This window comes from Streptomyces longispororuber (assembly GCF_024448165.1).
GTDB lineage: Bacteria > Actinomycetota > Actinomycetes > Streptomycetales > Streptomycetaceae > Streptomyces > Streptomyces longispororuber_A.
On the sequence record NZ_JAMOLN010000262.1, the window covers coordinates 1 to 12043 of the forward strand.

14 protein-coding genes are annotated in these 12043 nt (G+C 70.7%); 5 read left to right on the plus strand and 9 right to left on the minus strand.

Annotated features, from left to right (window positions below; genetic code table 11):
- The 5 genes from M4J07_RS42440 to arr form a co-directional block, all read right to left on the minus strand.
- On the minus strand, positions 1 to 637 hold a 637-nt coding region (locus tag M4J07_RS42440), incomplete at its 3' end, for a response regulator transcription factor (RefSeq protein ID WP_255981607.1).
- Positions 634 to 1869 carry a sensor histidine kinase gene (locus tag M4J07_RS42445; RefSeq protein WP_255981609.1) on the minus strand — a complete coding sequence of 412 codons (1236 nt, stop codon included), beginning with the start codon at positions 1867 to 1869 and terminating at the stop codon, positions 634 to 636. The genes M4J07_RS42445 and M4J07_RS42440, both read right to left, overlap by 4 nt.
- Before the next feature lie 146 nt (positions 1870 to 2015).
- Positions 2016 to 2756 carry a VOC family protein gene (locus M4J07_RS42450; protein WP_255981611.1) on the minus strand — a complete coding sequence of 247 codons (741 nt, stop codon included), beginning with the start codon at positions 2754 to 2756 and terminating at the stop codon, positions 2016 to 2018.
- 66 nt (positions 2757 to 2822) lie between these two features.
- Positions 2823 to 3782: an SDR family NAD(P)-dependent oxidoreductase gene (locus M4J07_RS42455; protein WP_255981613.1), complete on the minus strand. Its 960-nt coding sequence runs from the start codon at positions 3780 to 3782 to the stop codon at positions 2823 to 2825.
- Between the two features lie 414 nt (positions 3783 to 4196).
- A complete protein-coding gene (gene arr, locus M4J07_RS42460; RefSeq protein ID WP_255981615.1) occupies positions 4197 to 4607 on the minus strand; it encodes an NAD(+)--rifampin ADP-ribosyltransferase in 411 nt (136 codons plus the stop codon).
- Between the two features lie 103 nt (positions 4608 to 4710).
- On the opposite strand from arr, the gene M4J07_RS42465 reads away from it, so the two are divergent.
- Complete coding sequence (locus M4J07_RS42465; RefSeq protein WP_255981617.1) at positions 4711 to 5151, plus strand: VOC family protein; 441 nt, start codon at positions 4711 to 4713, stop codon at positions 5149 to 5151.
- A 26-nt stretch (positions 5152 to 5177) separates the two neighbouring features.
- Here the strand turns inward: M4J07_RS42465 and ygiD are convergent, their stop codons facing one another.
- Complete coding sequence (gene ygiD, locus M4J07_RS42470; RefSeq protein ID WP_255981619.1) at positions 5178 to 6068, minus strand: 4,5-DOPA dioxygenase extradiol; 891 nt, start codon at positions 6066 to 6068, stop codon at positions 5178 to 5180.
- A gap of 64 nt (positions 6069 to 6132) precedes the next feature.
- Positions 6133 to 6408, minus strand: coding sequence for a hypothetical protein (locus M4J07_RS48365; RefSeq protein WP_308284823.1), 276 nt, complete (start codon positions 6406 to 6408; stop codon positions 6133 to 6135).
- A gap of 343 nt (positions 6409 to 6751) precedes the next feature.
- Here M4J07_RS48365 and M4J07_RS48590 point away from each other — a divergent pair, with 343 nt between their 5' ends.
- Positions 6752 to 6883, plus strand: a complete 132-nt coding sequence (locus M4J07_RS48590; protein WP_374215187.1) for a helix-turn-helix domain-containing protein — start codon at positions 6752 to 6754, stop codon at positions 6881 to 6883.
- 32 nt (positions 6884 to 6915) lie between these two features.
- Here the strand turns inward: M4J07_RS48590 and M4J07_RS42485 are convergent, their stop codons facing one another.
- Positions 6916 to 7305, minus strand: coding sequence for an ArsR/SmtB family transcription factor (locus tag M4J07_RS42485; protein WP_255981621.1), 390 nt, complete (start codon positions 7303 to 7305; stop codon positions 6916 to 6918).
- 96 nt (positions 7306 to 7401) lie between these two features.
- Here M4J07_RS42485 and M4J07_RS42490 point away from each other — a divergent pair, with 96 nt between their 5' ends.
- Positions 7402 to 9411 carry a heavy metal translocating P-type ATPase gene (locus M4J07_RS42490; protein ID WP_255981623.1) on the plus strand — a complete coding sequence of 670 codons (2010 nt, stop codon included), beginning with the start codon at positions 7402 to 7404 and terminating at the stop codon, positions 9409 to 9411.
- Entirely contained in the window at positions 9408 to 9815 is a 408-nt protein-coding gene (locus M4J07_RS42495) for a (2Fe-2S) ferredoxin domain-containing protein (RefSeq protein ID WP_255981625.1), read from the plus strand. Before M4J07_RS42490 ends, M4J07_RS42495 begins: the two co-directional genes overlap by 4 nt.
- Positions 9816 to 9880: 65 nt before the next feature.
- Here M4J07_RS42495 and M4J07_RS42500 read toward each other — a convergent pair whose 3' ends face one another.
- On the minus strand, positions 9881 to 10771 hold the full coding sequence (locus M4J07_RS42500; protein ID WP_255981627.1) for a helix-turn-helix transcriptional regulator: 891 nt from the start codon (positions 10769 to 10771) through the stop codon (positions 9881 to 9883).
- 218 nt (positions 10772 to 10989) lie between these two features.
- Between M4J07_RS42500 and M4J07_RS42505 the strand changes: the two genes are divergently transcribed.
- Complete coding sequence (locus tag M4J07_RS42505) at positions 10990 to 12006, plus strand: zinc-dependent alcohol dehydrogenase family protein (RefSeq protein WP_255981629.1); 1017 nt, start codon at positions 10990 to 10992, stop codon at positions 12004 to 12006.
- Positions 12007 to 12043: the final 37 nt, after the last annotated feature.

The following is a 12043-nucleotide window of genomic DNA, read 5'->3' on the forward strand; positions in this document are numbered from 1 at the left end:
AGGCGATGACGACGAGTTGCGCCCGATCGCGGGCCTCGAGCTTCGTCATGGCGCGCTGCACATGGGCGCGCACGGTGAACGGGCTGAGGAACATCTGCTCGGCGATCTCCTGGTTGGACAGCCCCGTCGCGACCATCGCCACCATCTCGCGTTCGCGCGGGGTGAGTACGGCGAGCTGATCACGGTGGTGCGACGGGGCCTCCTCCGGCGTGGCCAGGAAACGGGCGACCAGGGAGCGGGTCGCGGCGGGCGACAGCAGCGTGTCGCCGGAGGCGATCGTGCGCACGGCGTCCAGCAGGTCCTCGGCCCCGATGCCCTTGCCGATGAACCCGCCGGCACCCGCGCGCAGCGCCTGCGCCACGTTCTCGTCGGTCTCGTACGTGGTGAGGATCAGGATGCGGCTGCCCCGCAGTTCCGGGTCCGCACAGATCTGCGTCGTGGCGGCCAGACCGTCCACCTCCGGCATCCGGATGTCCATGATCACCACGTCCGGGCGCAGCTCGCGGGTCAGGCGCACCGCTTCCCGCCCGTCGGCGGCCTCACCGACCACAGTGATGTCGTCGGCGGATTCCAGCAGCAACCGGAAGGCACCGCGCAGCAGTGCCTGATCGTCGGCGAGGACCACCCGGAGGGTCATCGTGCCTCGCCTGCCTCTCCCCGGTTCGCGCTGCGTGCCGCGTCCCGGGCGGGTGGCAGGGGCAGTTGGGCGCGTACGAGGAAACCGCCCTCCGGACCACTGCCCGCGGAGAGCAGGCCGCCGACCGCGGTGGCACGTTCCCGCATCCCGATCAGACCGTAGCCGGGCGCCCGGTTCGCCCCCGTGCGAGTGGCGCCGCCATGTCCGTCGTCCGCAACGGTGAGGGTCACGCGCTCACTCAGCCAGGCGAGGCGCACGCTGGCGGTGCAGGTGGAACCGGCGTGCTTGGTCACGTTGGTCAAAGCCTCCTGGACGATGCGGTACGCGGTGAGGTCGACACCCGGCGGCAGCGGCCTGGCCGTGCCCTCCTCGTGCAGCGACACGTGCAGGCCCGCGCGACGGAACGAGTCGAGGAGCGTGGGCAGTCGGGACAGTCCGGGGGCGGGCTCGCCCGGTGCGGCCGGGTCCCCCGACTGCCGCAGCAGACCGACCGTGGCCCGCAGGTCGTCGAGCGCGTCACTGGTGGTCGCGACGAGTTCGCCGAGGCTCTTACGAGTCTGCTCCGGGCGGGAGTCGAAGAGGTGCGCGGCGACCGTGGCCTGCGCGTTGGCCAGGGTGATCTGATGGGCCACCAGGTCGTGCAGTTCCCGGGCGATGCGCACCCGTTCCTCGGCCACTCTCCGGCGCGCCTCGCTCTCCCGGTCGTCCTCGGCCCACCGGGCCCGCTCCTCCACGGCCGCCAGGTAGGCCCGCCGGTTCTGCACCGAGTTCCCCAGCACGCCCGCCACCAGCGGAAACGCCGCCACAGCCGCCATCCGGCTCGCGTCCTTCCACGAAAGATCCCCGAAGAACGGGGTCGGGGCGACAAGGAGCACCGCGGACGCCGGCAGCACCACACTCGCCACACGCCGTCCGGTGCGTACGGCGAACGAATACGCGGTCATCACGACGGGCGCCACGATGAGCGGGGTGAGCAGCAGGCCCAGAGGTTGCACCAGCATCCCGCAAGCGGTCGTGGCCGCCACGGCGCCCGCCGGCGAACGGTGCCGCCACGGCAACACCGCGCAGGACACCACGGCGATGACGTAAGCCACGGGCTTCGGCGCTGACAGCGTGTCATCGACCTGCATCACGCCACCGAGCAGACAGAACACGAACGCGGCCACCACGACCGCACCCTCCCGCCACCACGTGCCGCGAGACGGCGGAAGAGGGCCGAGTAAGTTCGTCATGACCGACTCGGGCTCAGTGCCGGTGGCTGTGGCTGTGGCTGTGAACACGGTGGCGCTGCGCCGCGACCGCGATCTTCGCCCTCGACATCCACGTTCGGCAGCATGCGGTTCAGGATAGTGGGGCTGCGAGCGGCCCGAGTTCCGTGTCAGCCGCGGCCGAGGACGCAGAATTCATTACCCTCCGGGTCGGCCAGAACGACCCAGGAGACATCACCCTGGCCCACGTCGGCCCGGGTTGCGCCGAGCCCTTCGAGCCGGGCGACCTCCTTCGCCTGATCGGAGACGGGGTTGGACATCACATCGAGGTGAATGCGGTTCCAGGTGACCTCGCCGTCCGGCGTGCGGCGGAACTCCAGATACGGCCCGACGCCCTTGACGGAGCGCAGCAGAGCGCGGTCGTCGGTCAGCTCGTGAACCGTCCAGTCGATGGCCTCGCCCCAGAACCGGACCATGGCCCGCGGGTCGGCGCACTCGACGACCACGGCGCCGATCGGCCCGGTGTCACGGTAGAGCTCACGGGGCTCCAGGACGCTGAACATGTTGCCCTCCGGGTCGGCCATCACCGTCCACGGCACGGCGGCACCCTGAACCTCGTCCGCGGATGTCGCCCCGAGCCCCTTCAGGCGTTCGACCAACTCCGCGTGATGGGCCTCGGAAGCGGTGGCGAGTTCGAGGTGCACGCGGTACTTCACCGTTTCCGGGTTGGGAACGCGCACCAGATCGACACACACGGCAGCCGGATCCGGCCAGTCGAAGCCCACGGGCTCCAGATTGGTGACTCCGGGCGCCTCACTGGAAATCCCCCAGCCGAGCGCCTCCGCCCAGAACCGCCCGAGCGCCGAGTCGTCCCCTGCCTTGAAGTTCACCTGAACAAGTTGCAGCGTCATGCCACACACCCTAAGTCGTACTTCAACTCGGCCGGGTGGGAAGCCACTTGGGCGTCGGGGCACCCGTCAGGTCGCCGCGGCGAAAGCGTCCACGCCCGTGAGTTCGGCCGACAGGGCCCACAGGCGCGCGGCCTGCTCGGGGTCGGTCGCGTGTGCATGCACGCCGCCCTCCGAGCCCTCGGTGGCCGGTTCGGCGATGTCGCAGTCCTCGCAGTACACGCCGCCCATGCCCGTCAGCTGCGGGGAGGTCGCCGCCCACACTTGCGTCGCCGCGCCTTGCCCGGGCGTCTTGAAGGTGGGATCGGTCGCGTTGCCCTTCTCGTCGATCCAGCCCGCGTCGACCATCTCCGCCTTCGCCAGGTGGCGTTGCAGTGGGGTCAGGATGCTGCCCGGATGCACCGCGAACGCCCTGACTCCGGCGTCGCGGCCAAGTGCGTCGAGGTGCACGGCGAACAGCACGTTCGCCGCCTTCGCCTGGCCGTACGCCTGCCACCTGTCGTAGCCGCGCTCGAAGTGCACATCGTCCCAACGCACACCCATGCCGTGGGCGCCGGAGGACACGGCGATCACCCGCGCGCCACCGGGCGCGATCGCAGGCCAGAGACGGTTGATCAGCGTGTAGTGGCCGAGGTGGTTGGTGGCGAACTGCGCTTCCCATCCCGGGCCGACCCGTGTCTCGGGGCAGGCCATGATCCCCGCACTGTTGATCACGATGTCGACCTTGCGGCCCGAGTCGAGGAACCGCTCGGCGAACCCTCGGACACTGTCGAGGTCGGACAGGTCGAGGTCATCGGTCTCGACGCCCTCGATGCTCTCGACGGCTTCCTGAGCGGCCGCCCGTCGCCGGGCGGGTACCACGACGCGGGCTCCGGCAGCCGCCAGGGCGCGGGTCGTCTCCAGACCGAGTCCCGAGTAGCCACCGGTGACAATCGCGGTGCGGCCCGACAGATCGATCCCGTCGAGGACGTCCTCCGTGGTGCTCCGGGCGCCGAAGCCCGATCCGATCTTGCGCTGCGGTGTCGTCATGACGAAGACGCTAGATACTGAACTGCACTCTAGGGCAAGGCAGTTACTCGCATTCGTCTCCCCTGTTCCCGTCCCCCTCTTGGGAAACGGCGCACCGGACGCAACCATGTCGGGGTGACTCGTTCCGACCCACGCCCAGCTCACCTGGTTCGGCGCGGCGGTGTGTCAGGCGGAGTGTCCGGGAAGTTCCGGGGCACTCCCTCTCCGACCACACCATCCGCCCTTGCTCCAAGACGGACAGCTCTGCCTCGATGTCGAGGAGCAGCACCTCCGGCGGAGCTTCCTGCGGTGTGAGGCCACGCCTGGGCATGTCCGACAGCCCGAAGTCCCGGCAGACGAATCACACTGCTCCCCAGCCTCCGACGGGTCCGCAGCCACTCATCAAACCCGGCGTTCCGGATGCCGGGACGACGTTCAGTTGATGATCTCGGCGCGGTCGTCCACACGAATGGCGGCCAGGCGGTCCTGCCACATCTTGAGCGCCTCGGGTGTCTGCCGCGTCCAGTCGGTGACCTCGCCGACGACCCGGAGCGGTGCCTTGCTGCGATAGGAACGGGTGGGGTTGCCGGGGAACTTCTTGTCGGTGACGTTCGGGTCGTTCTCGAATTCCCCGGTTGGTTCGACGACGTACACGTGTGGGGTGCCGTCGCCGGCGGCGAGCTCCGCGGCGAGTCCCGCGCCGTCGCGCAACGCGGTGAAGTAGATGTGGTTCATCACGATTTCGGGCCGGTAGTTGGAACGGAAACCGGCAGTGAGGTGATCTCCGGCCCGCAGGTCAGCCTTTGTGCCGTGAAAGAACGGCCCCTCGTCCAAAACCTCGTCCATCACCGCAGACTATCAACCAGGATTACGGAGACCGGAAAGCAGCAGTCGTCACCAGAATCAGGACCGAGCAGAAGCGGACGCAGAGCGAGAAGGAGAAGGCAGCATGGGGATTCAGCGAATGGACAACGTCGGCATCGTCGTCGACGACATGGACGCCGCCATCGCGTTCTTCGGGGAACTCGGTATGGAACTGGAAGGCAGGACGGAGATCGAGGGTCCCGTCGCCGACCAGTGCACCGGGCTCAAGGACGTCCACTGTGACATCGCGATGCTCCGGACCCCGGACGGTCACGGCCGGCTGGAGCTGTCGAAGTACCGCAGCCCCACGGTGATCAGCGACGAGCCGCGCGACCGGCCGCACAACGTTCTCGGTACGCACCGCGTCATGTTCGCCGTCGACGACCTCCAGGACACCGTCGCCCGCCTGCGCCCGCACGGCGCGGAGATCATCGGCGAGATCGCCCGCTACGAGGACAGCTATCTGCTCTGCTACCTGCGTGGCCCGGCGGGCATCATCGTCGGGCTGGCCGAGCAGCTGGACTGAGCGGGAGCGCCGGCCGACCGGCCGCCTCAGGTGTTGGTGCCGTCGGGCGGTACGTCGTCCGGGAGTTCGGCCGCGGCCCCACTGCCGTCGTTCGCACCGGGGCAGTCCACGTCGAGGGTGTAGGCCGTCATCGACAGCGATCCGTAGGAGTAGCCGTCGACCAGGACGTCGGTGCCGTGGCCGGACGCGGCGGCGAGGCCCGCGATGTAGAGCAGGGGGATGAAGTGGTCCGGGGTGGGGACGGCGTTGCGGAAGTCGCCGTGGGTCTGGAGTCCGGCTGATCCGGCGGGGTCGTGGAGCATCAGCTCCTTGGCGCTGTCGTCGAAGCGCCGCGCCCAGTCGAAGCCGTCCTCCGGGAGCCGTGGATCGATGCCGCGCAGGTTGTGCACGACGTTGCCGCTGCCCAGGACGAGCACGCCGCTGTCCCGCAGCGACGCCAGCTTGGTGCCGAGATCGAAGTGGTAGTCGAGCGGCTTGTCGGCATTGATGCTCAACTGCACGACCGGGATGTCCGCGTCGGGGAACGCGTGCCGCAGCACCGACCACGAGCCGTGGTCGATGCCCCAGCTGTCGGCGTCGGCGCCCACCCAGGTGGGCTTGACCGCCTCGCTGACCTCCTCGACCAGTTGTGGCAGTCCCGGAGCCGGATATTCGACGTCGAACAGTTCCTGCGGGAAGCCGTAGAAGTCGTGGATGGTGCGCGGTCGGGGCATCGCCGTCACGGCGGTGGCGTTGATGTACCAGTGGGCCGAGACGACGAGGATCGCGCGGGGCCGGGGCACGGCGCGGCCGAAGGCCTGCCAGGCGGTGGTGTAGCGGTTGTGCTCGATGGCGTTCATCGGGCTGCCGTGACCGAGGAAGGCCGCGGGCATCGCCGCTCCCCCGCGGGCCGGGTCGGCCGGGCTGTCGACTGTCACGATCGGCTCCCTCGTACGGGACGGGACGGGAATGGTCGGAGCGCCAGTGTCGGTGCCGTGCCGCTCAGTTCGTGGCGCGGCTCGCCGGGCCGTACGGGCGGTGCGGCCCGGCGAGCCGTCCTGGCCTCAGGCGTGTCGGGTGGGATGCAGCCCCAGCCGGCGACGTCTGCAAGTGCGTGACGTCCGCGACCAGGGTGCCGGTCTCGATCTGCCGGTCGATGCGTACGTCGTGGTACTTGCCGTAATCCACGATCATGTTCAGCTCGATGTCGGGGAACGCGGCGCGGAAGGCGGTCACCGTGGCGTCCTGCTGGCCGGCGAAGTCGCCGCCCGCGTACACGGTGAGGGTGCCGCCCTCGGCAATGTTGTGGTGAAAGTGAGAAACGCAGCTATGGGTGCGCCTTCCGCGCTGTCGGAGCACGAGGTCGACACCGCCGGCTGTCTGCCGACCCCCGGCCCGGTGGACGGTATGCGCGTGGACCGGGTGCGCGACATCCCCGGCGTCGAGACCCGCCTCGACGTCACCCGCCCCCACCACATCCGGTCGCCACCGCGTTCCGCGCCGCCGTCGAAGCGGACTTCGCCCAGACCCGTAGCGTCACCGAGTACGCCCACCGCAGGGCACGGGGCACACGCCCAAGGAGTACATCGACGCACGGGTCGTACTGGAGGCCAAGCGGCTGCTGGTGCACACCCGCATGCCGGTCGCCCACGTCGGTGCGCGCGTCGGATTCCTGGACGCCGCGAACTTCAACCGCTCCTTCCACGACCGGACAGGCGAAACCCCCGCGGTCTTCCGCGCCACCCGAGCCTGAACGGCGACGGAGCGCGCGGACGGTACAGGCGCCTACCGCCGGGCGGCAGGCGGGACCGCTTCGGGGGCGGGGGTGTCACGCAGGCCGAGGCGCAGGTGCTCGACGTGGAAAAGGGCCTGCTCCAGCAGCTCGGCGACGTGGTTGTCGTAGAGGGCGTAGACGATGGAACGCCCCCGGCGCTCTCCGGTGACGAGCCCGAGATTGCGCAGCAGACGGAGCTGGTGGGAGCAGGCGGAGGCTTCCATGCCCACCGCCTCGGCGAGATCGCCGACCGCGCAGGGGCCCTCCCGGAGGCGGGCCAGGATGTACAGCCGCGAAGGGGTGGCCAGGGCCTGAAGGGTGGCGGCGACATCGGTGGCCCCCGCCGCGTCCAGGCGCTCGCGAGGGGTGGCGTGGCTCATGTCGTCGGCTCCGTGACCCATGGGTCCCATCCTACTGGTGACACCTGAAGACCTGTTCAGATGTTCCTGTACGGTGGGTGCGTCGCGTCGTCTTCCGCCCCGAGGGGTTGCTCCGTCATGCCTTCCGACCTGATCCAGCGCGCCGAGCGGGCAGCTCCGGCTGCCCCGTCCACGGCGCCGAGGCGGCGCACCCGGGTGTTCGCCCTGGCCGAGGCGCGCTGGGCCGCCGCGGCGCTGGCCCTGTTCCTGGTTGCTCTGCCGCTCCAGTTGACCGGTGCGCCTGTCTGGTCGTGGGGGACGCTCTACGCCGCCGCCTACATCACCGGAGGGTGGGAGCCGGCCTGGGCAGGGCTCACGGCGCTGCGCGAGAAGACCCTGGACGTGGACCTGCTGATGATCGTGGCGGCGATCGGCGCGGCCTCGATCGGGCAGGTGATGGACGGCGCGCTGCTGATCGTCATCTTCTCCACCTCCGGCGCGCTTGAGGCCCTGGCCACCGCCCGTACCCAGGAAGCCGTGCGCGGACTGCTCGACCTCGCGCCGGCCGTCGCCACGCGCCTGGCCGACGACGGGAGCGAGGTGACGGTCCCGACGCAGGACCTGGTGGTCGGGGACACCGTCCTGATCCGCCCCGGCGAGCGGGTCGGCGCGGACGGGCGCGTCATCGGCGGGGCGAGCGAGGTGGACCAGGCGAGCATCACCGGCGAGCCGCTGCCCGTCGCCAAGGAGCCCGGGGACGAGGTCTTCGCCGGCACGCTCAACGGCACGGGCGTGCTGCGGGTGAAGGTCGAGCGGGACGCCTCGGACTCGGTGATCGCCCGGATCGTGGCGATGGTCGAGGAGGCGTCGGAGACCAAGGCGCCCACCCAGCTGTTCATCGAGAAGGTCGAGCAGCGGTACAGCCTGGGCATGGTCGTCGCGACCCTGGCGGTCTTCCTGGTCCCCCTCGGGTTCGGCGCTGATCTGACCGCCGCGCTGCTGCGGGCGATGACGTTCATGATCGTGGCCTCGCCCTGCGCCGTGGTCCTGGCGACGATGCCGCCCCTGCTGTCGGCGATCGCCAACGCCGGACGCCACGGTGTGCTGGTGAAGTCCGCCGTGGTGATGGAGCGCCTCGGGCAGGTCGACGCGGTCGCCCTGGACAAGACCGGCACGCTGACCGAGGGCACGCCTCGCGTCACCGAGATCCGCTCCCTGCCCGGCTCAGAGTTGACGGAGGACGCTTTGCTGGCCCTGGCGGCCGCGGCCGAGCAGTCCAGCGAACACCCCTTGGCCCGTGCCGTGGTCGACGCCGCCCGCACCCGCCACCTGTCCCTCGCCGCCACGCGGGACTTCACTTCCACGCCCGGGGTCGGTGTCACCGCCACCGTCGACGGACACCGGGTCGAAGTCGGCGCACCCGCCCGCCTCCTGGACAACCACGACGGTCACGACGGTTACGACAAGGCCCTCCCGGCCCGCGCAGCGAAGGAAGCGGCCGATCTGGAGGACGGCGGCCGCACGGCCGTCCTGGTTCTGTGTGACGGTGTCCCCGTCGGCGTGCTGGGCATCGCCGACCGGCTTCGTCCCGACGCCGCCGCGACCGTGGCCGCCCTGACCGCCCTGACCAGCAGCACCCCGCTCCTGGTGACGGGTGACAACCCCCGTGCCGCCGCCCGCCTCGCGGCCGGCGTCGGCATCACCTCCGACGCGGTCCACGCGGGCCTCCTGCCCCAGGACAAGGTCGACGCCGTACGCCGTCTGGAGACCCGAGGCCGCAGAGTGCTGGTCGTGGGCGACGGCATCAACGACGCGCCCGCCCTGGCAGCCGCCCACACGGGTATCGCCATGGGCCGCGCAGGCTCCGACCTCGCTCTCGAAACCGCCGACGCCGTCATCGTCCGCGACGAACTGGCCACCGTCCCCAAGGTGATCGCCCTGTCCCGCGCGGCACGCCGCCTGGTGGTGCAGAACCTGGTCATCGCCGGAGTGTTCATCTCCGGCCTGGTCGTCTGGGACTTGGCAGGCACCCTGCCGCTGCCGCTCGGTGTCCTCGGTCACGAGGGCTCGACCGTCATCGTCGGCCTCAACGGACTGCGCCTGCTGCGGGACGCCGCCTGGAACCGCGCCGCGCAGGACATCCGGTGAGCCGCCGCGCCAAGAAGACCGCACCTGCCCCGGGAGCGGCCCGCCCCACCGTCACGGTCTGCCGCGGCTGCTGCTGCGGCACCCCGGCCAAGGTCCCGTACCTGGACCACGAGGCACAGCTCGCCGATCTGCGCACCCAGCTGGCAGGAGTCGCGATGGTCCGGCGGACCGACTGTCTGGACGCGTGCGAGCGCGCCAACGTCATCGTCATCCAGCCCTCCGCGGAAGGCCGCAGGGCCGGCGGACGCCCGGTCTGGCTCGGACAGGTCAACGACCCGGGCGCCGCGGCCGATATCACCGCCTGGGTCAAGGCCGGCGGCCCCGGCCTCGCCGAGCCGCCCGGCATCCTCGACCTCTACACGTTCAGCCCGTCCCGACGCGTCCGCCACGAACTCGAAGACTGACCGGGCTCTTCGGGGTTCCGGACCACTGAGCGACGCGCACCCGGCTGCTTTGCCTCCGGCGGGGTTCAGTTCGTCATGGGCCGCACGGGCGGCGAGGTCTCCTGCGTGGCGGCCCAGGAAGCCAGCAGACGCAGGCCCTCCTCGGATGTCGAGCCGGGCTCGGCGGCGTAGATGGTGAGGGTCAGGCCGGGTTCCGCGGCCAGTTCCAGGCCCTCGAAGGCGAGGGTGACCTCGCCGACGATCTCGTGGTGGAAGCGTTTCGTGCCGGTGCCGTGGTGGCGGACGTCGTGGGCGCCCCAGCGGGTGCGGAACTCCTCGCTGCGGGTGGACAGCTCACCCACGAGGTCGTGGAGGTCCTTGTCGTACGGATTGCGACCGGCTTCCGTACGCAGGATGGCGACGGCGACGTCCGCGAACCGGTCCCAGTCGGGGTAGAACCGCCGCGAGGCGGGGTCGAGGAACTGGAAGCGGGCGAGGTTCGCCTGGTTGCCGGGGGCGGCGTAGAGGTCACGGTAGAAGGCGCGGGCGAGGCGGTTGGTGGCGAGGACGTCCATGCGGCCGTTGCGCACGAACGCCGGACCCGCGGTGATCGCGTCCAGCGTCCACTGCAGGCTGCGGTGCACCTTCCAGCCCTCTTTGGCCCGGCGGCGCCTGGGGCGAGTGAGGGCGTCGGTGCCGTCGGCGGCCTGCGCCAGGTTCAGCAGGTGGGCGCGCTCGGCGTCGTCGAGCTGGAGCACGCGGGCGACCGCCTCGAGGACGGCCGGGGAGACACCGGCGAGATTGCCGCGCTCCAGCTTGGCGTAGTACTCGACGCTCATGTCGGCCAGCGCCGCGACCTCGCTGCGCCGCAGGCCCGGCACCCGGCGCCGGGAGCCCGCGGGCAGTCCGGCCCGCTCGGGGCTGATCTTGGCTCGCCGCGAGGTCAGGAACTCGCGGACCTCGTCACGGTTGTCCATGTCTCGACCGTACGGCCCGTACGGCGCCGGAGCGATGTACTGCCAGTACACCCCTCATCAGTGACTCGCAGCGCGCGCCGAAGCGCGGTTCCCTGGGAGAGGCAGGACATCCCCGGCCCCGGACCCCGGAAGCCGGGAGACACACATCGGCCGTCCTGCCCGATCGCCCGCGAGCCCCAGCGGCCCGCCCTCCCCTCAGCACGTAAGGAAGCACCCTCATGCGCGGAGCAGTGATCCACGCCCCCGGCGACGTCCGCTTCGAGACGCTCGCCGACCCGAAGATCCTCGAACCGACCGACGCGATCATCCGCACCGCCGTGACCTGTGTCTGCGGATCGGACCTGTGGCCCTTCCGCGGCCTGGACACGGTCGACGAACCGCACCCGATGGGCCACGAGTACGTCGGCTTCGTCGAGGAGGTCGGCAGCGAGGTCACCGCGGTGCGGCCCGGCCAGTTCGTCGTCGGCTCGTTCGCCACGTCGGACAACACCTGCGCCCATTGCCGCAACGGCTTCCAGTCGAACTGCCTGAACCGTGCGTTCATGGGCACCTGCCAGGCCGACTACGTCCGCATCCCCAACGCCCAGGGCACGCTCGTCGCCACCGACGAGGTCCCCGACGAGAAGTTCTGGCCGGGGCTCCTGGCCGTCTCCGACGTGATGGGCACCGGCTGGTGGGCCGCCGACGCCGCAGAGGTGCGGCCCGGCTCCACGGCCGTCGTGGTCGGCGACGGCGCGGTCGGTCTGTGCGCGGTGATCGCCGCCAAGGAGATGGGCGCCGAGCGCATCATCGCGATGTCGCGGCACGAACCTCGCCGGCGGCTCGCCCGCGAGTTCGGCGCCACCGACATCGTCACGGAGCGTGGCGAGGAGGGGGTGGCCCGGATCAAGGAGCTGACCGGTGGCATCGGCGCCGACAGCGTCCTGGAGTGCGTCGGCACCGAACAGTCCATGCAGCAGGCCCTGCACTCGGCCCGGCCCGGCGGCAACGTCGGCTTCGTCGGCGTCCCGCACGACGTCGCCGTCGACGGCCAGCAGCTGTTCTTCTCGCACGTCGGCCTGCGCGGCGGTCCCGCGCCCGTGCGCCGCTATCTGCCCGACCTGATCGACCGGGTCCTGACGGGCGCCATCGACCCCGGCAAGGTCTTCGACCTCACCCTGCCCCTGGATCAGGTCGCCGAAGGCTACAAGGCGATGGACGAGCGACGCGCGATCAAGACCCTCCTCAAGCCGTGACCACCGGGCCGGCCCACGAACCGACCGAGTGCTGCGA